13 protein-coding genes are annotated in these 15,636 nt (G+C 60.2%); 9 read left to right on the forward strand and 4 right to left on the reverse strand.

What is annotated here, in order from left to right; translation table 11 throughout:
- Positions 1 to 17: 17 nt before the first annotated feature.
- The 4 genes from aroQ to gcbA all read right to left on the reverse strand — a co-directional run bounded on the left by aroQ (position 18) and on the right by gcbA (position 6,177).
- Complete coding sequence (aroQ, locus tag B723_RS08610; protein ID WP_017336343.1) at positions 18 to 470, reverse strand: type II 3-dehydroquinate dehydratase; 453 nt, start codon at positions 468 to 470, stop codon at positions 18 to 20.
- 132 nt (positions 471 to 602) lie between these two features.
- Positions 603 to 2,342, reverse strand: a complete 1,740-nt coding sequence (locus tag B723_RS08615) for a protein-disulfide reductase DsbD (protein WP_017336344.1) — start codon at positions 2,340 to 2,342, stop codon at positions 603 to 605.
- A gap of 165 nt (positions 2,343 to 2,507) precedes the next feature.
- The gene (locus B723_RS08620) at positions 2,508 to 4,454 is read right to left on the reverse strand and encodes a methyl-accepting chemotaxis protein (protein WP_017336345.1); all 1,947 of its coding nucleotides are present in this window, start codon (positions 4,452 to 4,454) and stop codon (positions 2,508 to 2,510) included.
- Between the two features lie 52 nt (positions 4,455 to 4,506).
- Positions 4,507 to 6,177, reverse strand: coding sequence for a diguanylate cyclase GcbA (gcbA, locus tag B723_RS08625; RefSeq protein WP_017336346.1), 1,671 nt, complete (start codon positions 6,175 to 6,177; stop codon positions 4,507 to 4,509).
- A gap of 326 nt (positions 6,178 to 6,503) precedes the next feature.
- Between gcbA and B723_RS08630 the strand changes: the two genes are divergently transcribed.
- The 9 genes from B723_RS08630 (at position 6,504) to B723_RS08670 (ending at position 15,625) form a co-directional block, all read left to right on the forward strand.
- A complete protein-coding gene (locus tag B723_RS08630) occupies positions 6,504 to 7,655 on the forward strand; it encodes a DUF2515 family protein (RefSeq protein WP_017336347.1) in 1,152 nt (383 codons plus the stop codon).
- Positions 7,652 to 8,335 (forward strand): hypothetical protein, encoded by a 684-nt coding sequence (locus B723_RS08635; protein WP_017336348.1) that lies wholly within the window; start codon positions 7,652 to 7,654, stop codon positions 8,333 to 8,335. Before B723_RS08630 ends, B723_RS08635 begins: the two co-directional genes overlap by 4 nt.
- Before the next feature lie 57 nt (positions 8,336 to 8,392).
- Complete coding sequence (locus tag B723_RS08640) at positions 8,393 to 8,728, forward strand: hypothetical protein (RefSeq protein WP_017336349.1); 336 nt, start codon at positions 8,393 to 8,395, stop codon at positions 8,726 to 8,728.
- Positions 8,729 to 8,881: 153 nt separating this feature from the next.
- A complete protein-coding gene (locus tag B723_RS08645) occupies positions 8,882 to 9,949 on the forward strand; it encodes a DUF2333 family protein (RefSeq protein ID WP_017336350.1) in 1,068 nt (355 codons plus the stop codon).
- A 3-nt stretch (positions 9,950 to 9,952) separates the two neighbouring features.
- Positions 9,953 to 10,501 (forward strand): NUDIX hydrolase, encoded by a 549-nt coding sequence (locus B723_RS08650; RefSeq protein ID WP_017336351.1) that lies wholly within the window; start codon positions 9,953 to 9,955, stop codon positions 10,499 to 10,501.
- 291 nt (positions 10,502 to 10,792) lie between these two features.
- Positions 10,793 to 11,164: a translation initiation factor Sui1 gene (locus tag B723_RS08655; RefSeq protein WP_007947660.1), complete on the forward strand. Its 372-nt coding sequence runs from the start codon at positions 10,793 to 10,795 to the stop codon at positions 11,162 to 11,164.
- 218 nt (positions 11,165 to 11,382) lie between these two features.
- Positions 11,383 to 13,296 (forward strand): arginine decarboxylase, encoded by a 1,914-nt coding sequence (speA, locus tag B723_RS08660; protein WP_017336352.1) that lies wholly within the window; start codon positions 11,383 to 11,385, stop codon positions 13,294 to 13,296.
- A 233-nt stretch (positions 13,297 to 13,529) separates the two neighbouring features.
- Complete coding sequence (locus B723_RS08665) at positions 13,530 to 14,846, forward strand: type VI secretion system Vgr family protein (protein ID WP_017336353.1); 1,317 nt, start codon at positions 13,530 to 13,532, stop codon at positions 14,844 to 14,846.
- Positions 14,843 to 15,625: a DUF4123 domain-containing protein gene (locus B723_RS08670; protein WP_017336354.1), complete on the forward strand. Its 783-nt coding sequence runs from the start codon at positions 14,843 to 14,845 to the stop codon at positions 15,623 to 15,625. Before B723_RS08665 ends, B723_RS08670 begins: the two co-directional genes overlap by 4 nt.
- The last annotated feature ends 11 nt before the right edge of the window (positions 15,626 to 15,636 follow it).

Here is a 15,636-nt window from a genome sequence, read left to right on the forward strand (position 1 = left end):
CGTTTAACGCTTGTTGTTCAAGCCGTTGCCTGTCTTTCAAGCTGCTCTAGTGCGGCCTCCAGGGCCAGTCGATAACCGCTGGCGCCAAGGCCGCAGATCACTCCCACCGCTACGTCGGAGAAGTAAGAGTGATGGCGGAAAGGTTCGCGTTTGTGCACGTTAGACAAATGCACTTCGATGAATGGGATGCTCACCGCCAGCAGCGCGTCACGTAATGCGACACTTGTGTGCGTAAAAGCTGCTGGGTTGATCAGAATGAAGTCCACACCTTCGCTGCGGGCAGCGTGGATGCGGTCGATCAATTCGTACTCGGCGTTGCTTTGCAGGTGCAGCAAATGATGGCCGGCTTCACGAGCACGGCGTTCCAGGTCCTGGTTGATCTGCGCCAGTGTCGTAGCGCCATAGGTGCCCGGTTCACGGGTGCCGAGCATGTTCAGGTTGGGGCCGTGCAGAACCAATAGGGTCGCCATCTGCTGTTCCTTCTTATCCGCTGTGCATTTGTCAGAACCCGGCGACTATGCCGCAAAGCCTTTGTGACTGTCCAGTTCTATGCAATAGCCAGCACGATGGCCGATGTTTGCGCGAAATATGTGACCGGGTGATTAAATCCGGTCATTTGCTTTCGCGACACGTTCGGCGAAGTCCGTGGCGTTGATCTCGCCGATCACTCGCACCTCGGTGCGTTCGACACCGTCCTTGCCGAAAAACATCAGCGCCGGTGGGCCGAACAATTTGTAGCGGTCGAGTAGCGCACGTTGCTCGGCGTTGCTCGCAGTGATGTCGAAGCGGATCAGCCGATAGCCCTTGAGGCGTTCGACGACCTTCGCGTCGTTGAGCACTTCGTGTTCGATGACTTTGCAGCTGATGCACCAGTCGGCGTACCAGTCGAGCAGCAGTGGGGTGCCGGACGATCTGGCGTCCGCGAGGGCGCGATCCAGTTCAGCCGGGGTGGTGATGGTTTGCCAGTTGCCGGTGTGTTGCGGCTGCCCGTTGCCATTGACGATACGCGGCTGGCCGATGGGATTGAGCGGATCAGTCTGGCCGCTGAAGGCGCCATACCAACACGCCAGCGCATAAAACAGCAGGAACATGCCGAGCAATTGACCGACACGTTTTCGCGGCGGTTTGTAGACGAACTCCAGCGCACCCATGAACAGGCCGACGCCACCGGCCAGCAAGCCGATCAGCAGCAAGGTGATCTGCCCCGGCAACACCCGACTGAGCAGACCGATCGCCAGCCCCAGCAACAAAACGCCAATCGCGTTTTTCACGTAGACCAGCCACGGCCCGCTTTTCGGCAGCCAGGCTGCACCGCCGGTGGCCACCAACAATAGCGGGGCGCCCATGCCGAGGCCGAGCATGAACAGCTTCAGCCCGCCGCCCAGCGCATCGCCGCTGGCGCTGATGTACAGCAACGCGCCGGCCAGCGGTGCCGAGACGCAGGGCGAAACCAGCAGACTGGAAACCACGCCCAGCACCGCCGCACCCCATAACGAGCCACCTTCGGTGCGACCGGCGATGCGGTCCAGTCGGCTGCTGATCGCCTGCGGCAACTTGAGTTCGAAGACGCCGAACATCGCCAGGGCAAACACGGCAAAAAACATCGCGAACGGCACCAGCACCCACGCCGATTGCAGCCTCGCCTGAAGATTGAGCTGTGCGCCGAACAGCCCCATCAACGCACCGAGCAGGGCGAAACAGGCGGCCATCGGCAGCACATACGCGAGAGACAGATTGAAGCCGCGCAAGCCACCGACCTGGCCACGCAACACCACGCCGGACAGGATTGGCAGCATCGGCAATACGCAAGGGGTGAACGTCAGGCCCAGGCCGGCGAGGAAGAACAGCGCCAGTTCCCGCCAGCTCCAACTCGTGGTCGCGCCGCTGCTGCCATCGATACTCAGGCGTTCGGTTTCAGGCGGATAGCACAGGCCTTTATCGGCACAGCCCTGATACGTCACGGCCAGCGTAAAGGCGCGTTGATCGGTGCGTGGCAGTTCTATATCGAGGATCCCGTGGTAAACCTCGACATCGCCAAAATATTCATCGTGCTTTTGTTCACCCTTGGGCAATTGCGCCGTGCCGAGTGCGAGATCGGCGGGGTCGGCGCGAAACTGAAAGCGATGGCGGTAGAGGTAGTAACCCTCGGTGGCGACGAAACGCAGCTTTATCGATTGCGGCGTGCTTTCGACCAGACTGAGCTGAAAGGCTTCGCGCACCGGCAGGAAGTCGGCGCTGTTGTTGATCGAGCCCAGCGTGGCGCTTGGCCGACTCTCCAGCAGCCCGGCGGCGTTGGCCGGCAGGGCGAGAACAAAAAACAGCAGGCAAAGCACACGGCGCATGACAATCTCGCGTATCGGAGGTGCGGGAATGATAGCGGAGTCGTCGCGGATGCGTATGTAGGCGCTGTCGAGTGAAACGAGGCTGCGATCTTTTGACGTTGATCCAAAAACCAAAATCAAAGATCGCCGCCTCGTTTCACTCGACAGCGCCTACAGGGAGTCTGGTCAGACGCGGAAGGCTTGAACGGCTGTATGCAACCGCCCTCCCAGCACCAACAAATGCTCCCCTTGCTCACGTCCCTCACCGATGCGCAGCAGGTTATCCCCACCCAGCTGGTGAATCCGCTCACTGTGATCGCGGATCTCGCTGACCGCGCCGCTTTGCTGAGCGGTGACATCGGCGATGCGTACGGCAGTGTCGGAAATGGTCTGGATCGCCCCGACGATTTTATCCAGCGCGCCGTCAGCGGCCTGGGCCTGATTGGCCGTTGCTTCAGCATGCTCAACCTGCGCACGCATGCCTTGCACCGATTGCTGCGCCGCCGTTTGCAATCCGGCGATCAAGACCTGAATCTCGGCCGTGGCGCCAGCGGTGCGTTGCGCCAACGAGCGAACCTCTTCAGCCACGACGGCAAAACCACGGCCCATTTCCCCGGCGCGAGCCGCTTCAATGGCTGCGTTCAAGGCCAGCAGGTTGGTCTGGTCGGCAATCGAGCGAATCACCGTCAGCACGCCGCCGATGGTGGCCGATTCCGAGGCCAGGTGTTCGATCATCTGTGCATTGCCTTGCACTTCATCGACCAGTGCGTGCAGCCCGGTGAGGCTCAGGCCGATGACTTTTTGCCCATGTTCCACCGCCAACCCGGCATGGCGGCTGGCGTCGGCAGCCTGGCTGGCATCACCGGCCACTTGTTGAATGGTCGCTTCCAGTTCGCCGAGAGAATCACGGATGAGCGCCGTGTCACCCGCCTGATGCTCGGCGCCGCTGTGCAGGTCATTGCTCAATTCGGCCAGGGTGCGGCTGCTGCCGGCGACCTGTTCGGCGTTAAGGCGAATGGTCCCGACGAGATCGACGAGGTAGGCGCGCAGACGGTTGAGCGAGGCTTGAATGTCATGCAGCTCGCGATTGGTCTTGCCCAATTCAATGTCCCGGCTGAAGTCGCCTTCGGCCCAGGTCGAAAGCGCCGGCGCGAGGTTGGTCAGTGTTCGGGCCAGGCGTCGTTGCAGGGTGTCGATGAGCAACGCGATCAGCAGGATCAGGCCGATCATCACGCCTTGCATCAGCCGCACTTCGCTTTGGATCTGCCCATGCTGGGCGCGGACCACCGGTTCCAGCCCGGCGATGGTCTGTTGTACCGCAGCGATTTTCAGGTGAGTCGCGGCGCTGAGGTCGGTACGTTTCTGGATCTGCTCACGGGTGCGCGCAAGCTCCGCGGGATAGCGGGTTAGCAGGCTGTTGAGTTCGCGTTTGAGCCCGACGCCAGCATCTTCGGTCACGGTTTTTTCGGTGTTCTCCAGGCCCATCATCGCGGCGAAATCATCGGTGCCCGATTCACTTTTACTGGCAACGCCGAGTAGCGGCAGGGCATCCAGACGTTCTGCTTGAGCGCGGATGTTGGTGACTTCACGCTCAACATCCGCAGCCAGTTCGCTGCGACCGCTGCTGACCAGTTTGTCCCGGGCCAGCGACAGTTTGCCCAGGTGTTGGGATGCATTAAGCAGAGGCGTCAGATAAGTCGCGTTATCGCTGGCGTACTGGCTGAGCTGATCGAGGCTGGCACCGAGCTCGCGTTCGGCTTGCAGCAGCAGTGCCTGAGGATCTCCCGCGAGTTTGCCGGCGGCCAACAGGTCGGTTTTGCTGAACTCATCCAGGTTCGTCAGGCTGGGGCGCAAGGTGTCGGCCAATGCCGGCGGCAACTCCACGAGCTCCTTTTGCAATGCGTCTATGGCCTGGCTGGCGCTGCTCAGGCGCAAGGCATCACCGCTGGCGAGGTAATCCTCGACGTTGCGCGCCACTTCATTTTGAAACTGCTGTGACAGCCCCAGGTAACGCTCCATCAACAAATACGGGCGTTCCAGGGCTTTTTGCGACCACCAGAGCGTGGCGCCGAGGGCCACGCACACGGCGACTAAAAGGAGGGTGTTGAGATTGGTCAGCAGCTTCAGGCGCATCGCGGGACTACCAACGGCAGAATGGTAAGTCCCTGAAGTTATTGCGTTTCTGTTACAGGGTTATGACTGACTGGGTGGATTCCGATGAAAAGGTGGCATTTTGCTTTGATGCCCGCGCCGCCTGTACGCGGTTGCGCCCGGCGTGCTTGGCACGGTACAGAGCCTCGTCCGCCTGGCTGGCCATCATCAGGCCGTCGGAGTCTTCGCCCAGCTCGACCACCCCGGCGCTGAAGGTGCACCAGAGATCCTGCGGCTGCGCGGGGTAATGAATTTCCGCAAAGCGCTGACGGATTTCATCGAGGACGTTGTAGGCGGCTTCGATATCGGTGTCCGGCATGACGATGGCGAACTCTTCGCCGCCGTAACGGCCGATGAAGTCAGTCTTGCGCAGGCGTTGCTTGAGAAACAGCGCCAGGCTCTTGATCACGCGGTCGCCCATCGGGTGGCCGTGACTGTCGTTGACCCGTTTGAAGTGGTCAATGTCGAGCATCGCGAAGCTCAAAGGCTTGCTCTCGCGGCGGGCGCGAAACGAGCAGTCTTCGAGCAATTGCAGAATGTGCGTGTGGTTGTACAGCCCGGTGAGGCTGTCGCGGACCATCCGCGCTTTGAGATTGCGCGCGCGCGCTGCGCGGTTGCGCACCGTGGTGATCAGGTGGCGCGGCTTGATCGGTTTGGTCAGGAAGTCGTCGCCGCCCTCGCTCATGGCGTCGAGCTGCTTGTCCAGATCGTCTTCGGCGGACAGGTAAATGATCGGCACGCTGACGTAGCGGTCGTTGTGACGAATGACCTTGGCCAGTTCGGTACCGGTGCAGGTCGGCATGTACATGTCGAGGATGATCAGGTCGGGCTGGAAGTCCGCGAGTTCAGCCATGGCCTGGATCGGCTCGATCAAGGTCCGCGTGACGATTCCGGCGCTGTTGAGCAGGCGCTCGGTATGCAAGGCCTGTGCGCGGGAGTCGTCGATGATCAGCACTTTATAAGGTTCGTATTGCGCAACGCAGGTCAGGACTTCGATCTTTTCCAGCAGGCTCGAGGCTTCGAGGGTGCCGGTCAGGAACTCCTGGCCGCCGGCACGCACCGCCGCGAGGCGGGTCGGGGTGTCGGTTTCGAGCAGGCTGAAAAACAGCAGTGGCAACGGTTCATCCAGACCGACCTGGGCTTCGGCGGCCAGTTTCAGGCCGATGCCGGGACCGCTGAAGTCCACGTCCATGACGATTGCGGCGGGCAAGCGTTCGACCATCGACGAACGAAAGGCCGCCACGCTGTCGAGGGATTGGGCGCTGAGTCCAAAGAATTCAAGCTGCTTGGCCAGGCGCTCGGCACGGTCGTGATCCTGGAGCATCACGTAGATCGGCTTGCGCAGCGGCGGCAGGAAGGTTTGTTCGAGTTGATCGCCATGTCGCAGGCCGGTGCGCGACAAGCGCTGCATCAGGCGATTGAGATCAGTGATCAGGCCGCTGCTCAGGCGTCCGCGATTGGCATCGACGGCTTCCAGCGACTGGCCGATGTGGCGCGCCAGCTGGATGTGTTCCGGTTGTTCGAAACGCTCGGCGAAACGCTGCAGGCGCAGGTTGGCCTCGCTCAGTTCCGATAAATCGGTGACGGACCACTCGCTGCGTTGCAGGCGCTGCCAGATCTCAAGAATTTGACGTGCCTGATGAATTACCCGCTGGGCAAAGTGGTGCTTGAGGCGCTCACGGCTGGGGTCTTCTGGCTCGGTCATATCCTGACTACTAGTTAGGGTGCATGCTGAGATCGACTGGTGGCTCTATGCTAGCACCTCTTTTCGTTTGCATGAGTGTCGTACGTCAATAATCTGCAAAGCGACGTCATTCAGTTTCTGACTGGCTGGTCTGAAAATGCCTGAAGGTTATTCCGAAAGGCCCGTGGGCTGGGTGTCTCAGGGCACTTTTCGTGTTTTTGTGCGAAGCGTCCGTAAGCTTGGCGAGTGTTATTTGTCAGGGAGTTCTGGTTTTTGGCTTGCTGGATTCGAGCCGGGTTTTCGGCGTGTAGGGTGTCAGGGAAACCCTTAGACGCCATCCACGAATCATGACCCAGTGTTTCAAAGACCAACCCAGCGATCAGCAGCGCCTCAACCACAACAGCACCCCCATCGCTGACTGTGAATGCAAAGAGGAGCTGCTTTATGGCAGCAAGGCACTCATTACCGACGTGCCGATTCTTACTTGCGCCTGCCTATGGCGACACTACCAGCGCGAGGCGGAAGAGATTGTCGCACCCGGTGGGGTACTGATTGCCGACCCGGTAGAGCGCAACCGCGTGATCAACGCTGCCTACGCTCGCCTGTGGCTGCACGATTCAAGGTTTCAGTGGGCCGGGCTGGCGGCATTTGCCTCCAAGCAGGTCGGCTGCGGATTACTGCATGCGGCGGACAGTATCGACCTCATTCGCAAGGAGTACGAGGCGCGGCAGCGTGTGCGCGATAGCCGCAGCGAGTTCGGGTTGCTGACGCCAGACAAGATGGCCGAGCAGGCGGATGAGTTGCGTGGCTATAAGGAAGCGGATGCGCGTAATCCTGTGCCCTCTGTGGACTTTCGTTCAACGGGTGAGGACTTGTCGCTGGTGCAGCAGCAGTTCCGGCATGTGCACGACATGATGGCGCTGGGGAATACCACGCTGTTTCTGGATATTTATCCGTTGCATGAGTTTTATGCGAAGCGTGGGTTCAGAGAGTTGAAACAGTGCTTGGGAGCACGAGCGGGAATATTTGGGCATCCGAAGTTTCCGGTGCTGTGGCCGGTGGGGGAGGAAAAGCTCGAATTCGGGCTGGATTACACCGAGATTTTTCTGGGTTTTGAGGCGATAGAGGACGGAGATATTGCCGCAGGTGTTAAGCATTTGGCGCGGCATGAGCAGAAGAATATCCTCCAGCCAACGATTTACCAGGACCGCCAACTGGTAGCTTTGCTGCGTGCCAATCACGCCTCCTACGTTACGGGGTTTTCTTCAGGCGTTGCCCAGGCGATTGAGTTGACCCTTACCAGTCAGTGTCAGCGTGTCGGGGACGGGCGCACCGTCGATTTTGGCGACAACCCACTGGCGGACTTGTCCGACATCAATCAGCGAATGGCATTCGTGCTCCAGGCAGCGACACGCTTTGATCGGATGCTCGGTGACCACAACCGTTATGCATTGGAGCAGTCAATCAACGAGATCGCAGCAAGCGGTAGTAGTCAATGACTCTTCGATCACATTGGTTCGGCTGGCGCTGCGGCGCCTTTCTTCTTGTCCTGGCTGGCCTGACGTGGGCCGTCATACACCGCCTGACGCAACCTCTCTGGGATGAACCCGAAATCGTCGTGGAAATGGGGGGGACGTATGAAAACCTGCTCAGAAACTCTTCAGCTCCCTTTAGTCCGGAGATCCGTGACCGCATCTGGTTCGGCATTCCCATGACCGACGCACGATTGCGATTTGTTGATCCACAGTTCGGATTCACCACGCCGGCGGCGCGCTTTTTCACTGTCAATTTTGACGACAATGTCATTTCCGGTATCCGCATGTCCCCGCAGGTCGAACCGCTGCTAATCGATGATGCCCTCGAGGTAGTTCTCGATCTGCAAGACCAATGGCGTGAAAAAGGTTGGGTGGCAAAAGGGCTGCGAAACAATCCCACAATCTCCGATACCCCTGAGTGGCGGGCCTACTTGAGTAAAGGAATTCTCTCCGGACGATCCTATTGGCAGGCGGGCGACAAGTATCAGGCCATGCTGATAATGGGGCGTTTCGAGGATTATCGAAATCCGAGTCAGGAACGCTACCTCATCACCTTGGACCTCGGTAAAGCCTGGCGGCCCTTTGACGAAATCGAAGACATGTACGACGAGCCCAGTCACTTCCCCGCCCCACAACCCAAATAAAAAGGAGCCCCACCATGCCAACTCCCGCCTTCATGACCCTGCGCGGCGAACGACAGGGTGATCGACACTGACAGCGAAGTGCTTGACCAGATCGAGCGGGGAGAGTGGTGGTTGGTCAGGCCTGAAGCCGATTACGCTGACTGGGTCATGCCGGAGCGGAGCTTTGATCCTGCGATCATGGAGCTGATGCAAAATCCCCCCGCCCAGGCCACAAGATCGCCAAGGCTCTTTCGCCTCCTGGACAGCGTAACCGGTGAGCCGCTGGCGCAGCGTCACTATATTGCGACGGTGGATGGGGACACGGCGCCGCGCAGAACTGACGGAAAGGGCATCGCGCATCTTTTTCTATCGGCGGAGGTTCAGCCAATCTCAATGAAGGTCACTGGCGTTTAACACGGGCAGGGCGGCTCGGGTTCATGGACACGGTTTTCACCGCTACCTGACGGTAATTTACCCGGATAACCTGACGACGGGTGCCGGGCAAAGGCACGTTGTTGTATGGTTGTGGTCGAACCGATGAACTCAAGTGATTGAAAGGATATCGCCATGCTGGACTGGAAGAACCGCGCGGGCAGCGCGCCTGAACGTGCCGCCGAACCGAAATCGGCCACCCGCAGCTACATCGGCGGCCTGTTGTTCAGCCGGGCGCTGGCCACGTTGATCGGCCTCTACCTGATTGTGGCCGTTGCGCTTGGCTGGTACTGGAGCCAGGAGCCGGCGCTGTTCCCGGTTCAACAGAATGCCCAGGTGGCTGCCGAGAAAGAAGGCAAGCAGATGGTCATCGGCTACACCACGGTCGAAACCCTCAAGACGGTTGCCGACACCTTGTTGACCAAACCGGGCGGTTACATTTCCAACGATCGTTTCCCGCCGGGCCTGTGGATGGATAACACGCCGAGCTGGGAATATGGCGTGCTGGTCCAGGTCCGCGACCTGACGCGTGCGTTGCGTAAAGACTTCGCCCGTTCGCAATCGCAATCGGCGGAAGACTCCGATCTGGCGAAAGCCGAGCCGCGTTTCAACTTCGACAATAAAAGCTGGGTGCTGCCGTCCAGTGAGTCCGAGTACCTGGAAGGCATCAATTCCCTGAGCCGCTATCAGGCGCGCCTGTCCGATCCGACGCAGAAAAACGCGCTGTTCTATGCCCGCGCCGACAACCTCAACAACTGGCTGGGCGATGTGGGCACCCGCTTGGGTTCGCTGTCACAACGTCTGTCGGCCAGCGTTGGCCGGGTCAAACTGAACACCGCGCTGAAAACCGAAGTGGTCGCGCCGGGTCAGGTGCCACAGGTGGACGAGGAAGTCGTCGAAACACCGTGGATGCAAATCGATAACGTGTTCTACGAGGCTCGCGGCCAGGCCTGGGCGTTGTCCCATCTGCTGCGCGCCATCGAGGTCGATTTCGCCGATGTGCTGGCGAAAAAGAACGCGACGGTCAGCGTGCGCCAGATCATTCGTGAGCTGGAAGCCTCGCAAGAGCCGGTCTGGAGCCCGATGATCCTCAACGGCAGCGGCTTTGGCGTGCTGGCCAACCACTCACTGGTCATGGCCAACTACATCTCCCGGGCCAACGCAGCGGTGATCGATCTCCGTCAACTGCTCAATCAGGGCTGAGTCATGGTCGATAGCGCCAAAGAGGCCGCCCATCGCGCAGCCTCGGATGCCGAACAGATCGCCTGGGTCGACGAGCAGGACAACCTGCTCGGCGCTCTGGTTCGCTCCGACCTGCGCGAGCGCGGGCTGATCGGCCGCGGCACGTACATCATGCTGTTCAATTCCATCGGTGAGCTCTGCGTGCATCGGCGCACGTTGAGCAAGGCGATTTATCCCGGTTACTGGGATGTGGCGGCAGGGGGCATGGTGCTGGCCACCGAAACCTACGCCGAATCGGCCGCCCGTGAACTGGAAGAAGAGCTCGGTGTGAGCGGCGTGGAACTGACCGCCCATGACCATTTTTTCTTCGAAGACACTGGTAATCGCCTCTGGTGTTCGGCGTTTTCGGCGGTGTGGGACGGCCCGTTGATCCTGCAGTCGGAGGAAGTGCTCGAAGCGCGCTTTATTCCCGTCGATCAGGTCATGCTGGAAATCCAGCAAAAGCCTTATTGCCCGGACTCTTTGGCCGCCTTGAAGCGCTATCTCCGGGCTCGCGGGGAAGACGTCGCATAAGAGGCATAAATTGGCGCCGATTGGCTCTTAGCAATCGGCGTTTTTGCCGTTACACTGCGCGACCTTTTCAAGCTGAACCGGCATTGCTTTTTGTAGGAGCTGCCGCAGGCTACGATCTTTTGACATTGCTTTTGATTCAACATCAAAAGATCGCAGCCTCGTTGCACTCGCCAGCTCCTACGCAGGGCTGTACCGGTTCAGTAGCGCTGCCCCTGCCTGAGTGGGGCTTCGCGGTCGATGGCACTTGCCCAAGTGCCGCGACCAGTCTTTGTCCTCCCAAGAGGATTGCCGGTGGCCAAAAAAGCCGCATCCTTCGCCGCCCTTGGTGGCCTGGTATTTTCCACCGACGCAGGTCGTCATTGCCCGGAGTGCAGTAAACCGGTGGACGCCTGTATCTGCAAACAGACCGTTATCCCCGCCGGCGACGGCATCGCTCGCGTGCGTCGCGAAAGCAAGGGGCGTGGCGGCAAGACGGTGACCACCATCACCGGCGTGCCGCTGGCCGAAGACGCGCTCAAGGACCTGGCCACCACGTTGAAGAAGCGCTGTGGCACCGGTGGAGCGTTGAAAGACGGAATCATTGAAATCCAGGGCGATCATGTCGAGCTGCTGTTGGGCGAGCTGATCAAACTCGGTTTCAAGGCGAAGAAGTCCGGCGGCTAGCAGCCTCTGTGAAAACCACCCCCGGCTTGATCCGGGCCTGATTCAACCCGGGTCCGCCGTCGCCTACATGGTTTTCACAGAGCCTGTTCTGACCGGTTTCTAAACTCACTGCGGTCAGCGAGGTCTATCCCCTCGTTGACGAACCGTCATTTTCATCCTTTAGACTGCGCCGGCCTGAACCCAGGCGACGCTCTATGACTTCTTTATAGGGGACTTCAATGTCCGTACGACGCACACGCAAAGACGATGGCAGCCAATGGACAGTTGCGGACAGCCGCAGTGTTTACGGGATTCGCCATTGGGGGGCCGGGTATTTCGCGATCAATGATGCCGGTCGCGTCGAGGTTCGTCCGAACGGTCCGACCAGTTCGCCCATCGATCTGTTCGAACAAGTCGACCAGCTGCGCAAGAGCGGCCTGTCCTTGCCGTTGCTGGTACGTTTCCCGGACATTCTGCAAGACCGCGTGCGTCAGCTGACCGGCGCGTTCGACGCCAACATCGAGCGCCTGGAATACCAGAGCAAATACACCGCGCTGTACCCGATCAAGGTCAACCAGCAAGAAGCGGTGATCGAGAACATCATCGCCACGCAAAACGTGTCGATCGGCCTCGAAGCCGGTTCCAAGCCTGAGCTGCTGGCGGTACTGGCGCTGGCGCCGAAGGGCGGGACCATCGTCTGCAATGGTTACAAGGACCGCGAGTTCATCCGTCTGGCGCTGATGGGCCAGAAGCTGGGCCACAACGTGTTCATCGTGATCGAGAAAGAATCCGAAGTGGGGCTGGTGATCGAAGAAGCCGCCTCGCTGAAGGTCAAGCCGCAGGTCGGCCTGCGTGTGCGTCTGTCGTCCCTGGCCTCGAGCAAGTGGGCAGACACTGGCGGCGAGAAATCCAAGTTCGGTCTGTCGGCGGCGCAATTGCTGTCGGTGGTCGAGCGTTTCCGCGCGGCGGGCCTTGACCAGGGCATTCGTCTGCTGCACTTCCACATGGGTTCGCAGATCGCCAACCTGGCGGACTACCAGCACGGCTTCAAGGAAGCGATTCGTTACTACGGCGAACTGCGCAACCTCGGCCTGCCGGTGGATCACATCGACGTCGGTGGCGGTCTGGGCGTCGACTACGACGGCACGCATTCGCGCAACGCCAGCTCGATCAACTACGACATGGACGATTACGCCGGTGTCGTGGTCGGGATGCTCAAGGAGTTCTGCGACGCGCAGAGCCTGCCGCACCCGAACATTTTCTCCGAAAGCGGCCGCTCACTGACCGCGCACCACGCCATGCTGGTGGTGCAAGTCACCGACGTCGAGAAACACAACGACGACGTGCCGCAGATCGAAAACAAGGAAGCGCTGCCGGAAACCGTGCAGTGGCTGGTTGACCTGCTCGGCCCGACCGACATCGAAATGGTTACCGAGACCTACTGGCGCGCCACACACTACATGAGCGACGTGGCCACCCAGTACGCCGACGGCAAGCTGACCCTGGCGGAAAAAGCCCTGGCCGAGCAATGCTACTTCGCCGTGTGCCGTCGCCTGCACAACTCGTTGAAGGCCCGTCAGCGTTCCCACCGTCAGGTGCTCGACGAACTCAACGACAAGCTGGCCGACAAGTACATCTGCAACTTCTCGGTGTTCCAGAGCCTGCCGGACACGTGGGCCATCGGCCAGGTCCTGCCGATCCTGCCGTTGCACCGTCTCGACGAAGAACCGCTGCGTCGCGCCGTATTGCAGGATCTGACCTGCGACTCCGACGGCAAGATCAAGCAATACGTCGACGAGCAGAGCATCGAGACCAGCCTGCCAGTGCACGCACTGAACGAGGGCGAGGATTACCTGCTGGGGATTTTCCTGGTCGGCGCCTATCAGGAAATTCTGGGCGACATGCACAACCTGTTCGGCGACACCGACTCGGTGAACATCTACCAGAATGCCGACGGCAGCGTATACCACGCGGGTATCGAAACCCACGACACCATCGAAGACATGCTGCGTTACGTGCATTTGTCGCCGGAAGAGCTGATGACTCACTACCGCGACAAGTGCGCCAGTGCACGCATCACCGCCGCCGAACGGACCCAGTTCCTCGACGCATTGCGTCTGGGCCTGACCCGTTCGTCTTACCTGTCTTCTTGAGGTAAGTCGCCGCGCTCATCAGGTTGTCTGAAATTGTTCCGCACGCTGCGGAAATTTCGGATGACCTGGTGCGGCGGTTCTCTATTTCCCCGCGAAATTGCCCACACTCCCGGCTATCAAAGCCATATGGTCTTCTTTTCGCGTAGGCCATTTCCTAAGTTGTACTTCGGCACTCTACTCAGCCATGGCTCTCGGCGAGAATCCCCGGCCGCCCCTCCTGTAGAGAATCGCCGATGTTCGATCCAGTCAACGAACCTTCATTTCGTCTGGACGTAGCCGGTCTGCCCGACCCTTTCGAAGTTCTGGCCTTTACCGGTAGAGAAGCGATCAGCGAGCCCTTTGTGTTCGATGTGGACCTGCTGATCGATGACCCGACGCTCGACCTTGCGAGCTTGCTGTACCGCCCGGCCGCTTTACATTTCGGGCCGGAGGGCAGCACGGTGCATGGTCTGTTGCATGAACTCGTCCAGCGTGACCATGGCCCGACAGTCAGGCTTTGCCATGTGCGTCTGAGGCCCAGGCTGGCTTGCCTTTCCCAGCGTTTCAGTCGACGCATTTTCAACGACGTCTCGGTGCCCGAGATTCTCAGCCAGGTGCTCAAGGAGCACGGCATCACGGGTAAGGATCGACGCTTCGAACTGAGTGGCGATTACCCGCCCCGTGATTTCTGCACGCAGTATCGGGAGTCGGATTTGCAGTTTCTCCAGCGCCTGTGCGCCCAGGAGTGCCTGCATTATCACTTCGAGCATCACGCACGCGGGCACTGCGTGGTGTTTGGTGATGGTCGTGGCCATTTCCGTCCCGCTGCGAACGCGCCGTTCCAGGTCGATGGCGAGCAACCGGCGGTGCGGCAGTTTCAGCTTCAGGCGGGGCAGCGTACCGTGCCGGGTGTGGAAGGTCGTACAGACTTGCCGACGTTGCGCAGTGGTCAGATGATGCCGTTGTCCGGCCACCCGGTTGCCGACTGGAATCATTTGTGGCTGCTGACCCATGTCGAACATCAGGGTAGTCAGGATCCAGTGGCTCCCTACAGTAATCGGATCCGTGCGCTTCATGGGGCCACCTCCTTCGTCCCGCCTCCCTGTGCGGTGAAACCGCGGATGCACAGCCTGCAACGAGCCTGGGTGGTCGATGTCGATGAACCTCGGCCGGATCCCTCTCGGCCAGTGGCCGTGCAGTTCGACTGGCTCTATCAGGGCGAAGGCGCGGCCCCCAGCCATTGTTGGCTACCGCTGGCCGCTGAGCTGGAGGATCCGAGCGTCTCGCTGCTGAGCGAGGGCACCGAGGTGGTGGTGAGCTTTATCGAGGGCGATCCGGATCAGCCGCTGATTTGCGGGTTTCTTCATACGCCGTCGCGGGTCGAGGTGGTCGAGGAACCCAGCCCGCCAGAGGCCAGCTCACTCCATGACGGTTTGCTGGAACTGCTGCGCTCGGGTGAACCCTTGGTGCTGTTGTGTCTGTTACCCGGCGGCGGCAGCTTCAGCCACTGCTCGCAGGCGCTTTGCACCTGTCGGGCAGCGACGCTGTTTGGCCAGAGCGGTGCTGCATGATTGGCGCAACCCCGCAATGGCTGTTGCTGGACGTCCCGAGTGCGACTCAGGCGAGCGCAACACTGCAACAGGTATTCTCGCAGGCCCAGCGGTTCTGGCTGTTCGAGGGCACCGAACTGCAGGCGTTGCGTGAAGACGGCCCGGCGCTGGTCGACCTTCGAACGTGCGCGGCGCTGGCCGAGTTGTGCTACAGCGATACGCAGGCCTTGCGTGGCTTGCTGATTGTCAGCGAGGTGTCGTCATCACGATTGCTGGCGCATTTACGCCGCATGCTCATCGTGACTTGCGGGCTGCACCATCGAGCCTTGTTGAGTTATTACAATCCGAACACGGCCAGTTACTTTTTCGACGCCTGTGATGCCCGGGAGCTGAGTCGCTGGCTGGGACCGATCAGTCAGTTGCACTGGTTCGGCGGGACGTGGGCCGATCGAGCGATCGGCAGTCAGGGCTGGCAGCAGTTGTTCAACCCGGGGCTCGCCGTCAGCCCGCTGGCGGTCGAAGAAAGCCTCAGCCCCCGTCAGCGGGAAACCCTGCAAACCTGCCTGCTGGAACAGCATGCCTGGCACTGGAGCCAATCCACCGGGACCGATTACCGCCGCTTGTGGTCCCATGTGCAGGAAGGGCTGGCGCTGGGTTTCAGCGAACGGCCGGTACTCGATGGCTGGCTATGGCTACGCTTGCAGTACCCCCGCGCTTCGCTGGTGCCGCCATTATCGGGGCTGACCCAGCAGGAACGCCTCGATAGCCTGCGCATTCGGTGGCAGAACGATCAACCCTGAATACGAGGTAC

The organism is Pseudomonas fluorescens NCIMB 11764 (genome assembly GCF_000293885.2).
GTDB classification, from domain to species: domain Bacteria; phylum Pseudomonadota; class Gammaproteobacteria; order Pseudomonadales; family Pseudomonadaceae; genus Aquipseudomonas; species Aquipseudomonas fluorescens_B.

What these genes read in the sequence shown, in the direction of transcription:
- B723_RS08620 (WP_017336345.1), bottom strand. Translation starts at nt 4,454, where the DNA reads ATGCGCCTGAAGCTGCTGACCAATCTCAACACCCTCCTTTTAGTCGCC.
- gcbA (WP_017336346.1), bottom strand. Translation starts at nt 6,177, where the DNA reads ATGACCGAGCCAGAAGACCCCAGCCGTGAGCGCCTCAAGCACCACTTT.
- B723_RS08630 (WP_017336347.1), top strand. Translation starts at nt 6,504, where the DNA reads ATGACCCAGTGTTTCAAAGACCAACCCAGCGATCAGCAGCGCCTCAAC.
- B723_RS08645 (WP_017336350.1), top strand. Translation starts at nt 8,882, where the DNA reads ATGCTGGACTGGAAGAACCGCGCGGGCAGCGCGCCTGAACGTGCCGCC.
- speA (WP_017336352.1), top strand. Translation starts at nt 11,383, where the DNA reads ATGTCCGTACGACGCACACGCAAAGACGATGGCAGCCAATGGACAGTT.
- B723_RS08635 (WP_017336348.1), top strand. Translation starts at nt 7,652, where the DNA reads ATGACTCTTCGATCACATTGGTTCGGCTGGCGCTGCGGCGCCTTTCTT.
- B723_RS08665 (WP_017336353.1), top strand. Translation starts at nt 13,530, where the DNA reads ATGTTCGATCCAGTCAACGAACCTTCATTTCGTCTGGACGTAGCCGGT.
- aroQ (WP_017336343.1), bottom strand. Translation starts at nt 470, where the DNA reads ATGGCGACCCTATTGGTTCTGCACGGCCCCAACCTGAACATGCTCGGC.
- B723_RS08670 (WP_017336354.1), top strand. Translation starts at nt 14,843, where the DNA reads ATGATTGGCGCAACCCCGCAATGGCTGTTGCTGGACGTCCCGAGTGCG.
- B723_RS08650 (WP_017336351.1), top strand. Translation starts at nt 9,953, where the DNA reads ATGGTCGATAGCGCCAAAGAGGCCGCCCATCGCGCAGCCTCGGATGCC.
- B723_RS08615 (WP_017336344.1), bottom strand. Translation starts at nt 2,342, where the DNA reads ATGCGCCGTGTGCTTTGCCTGCTGTTTTTTGTTCTCGCCCTGCCGGCC.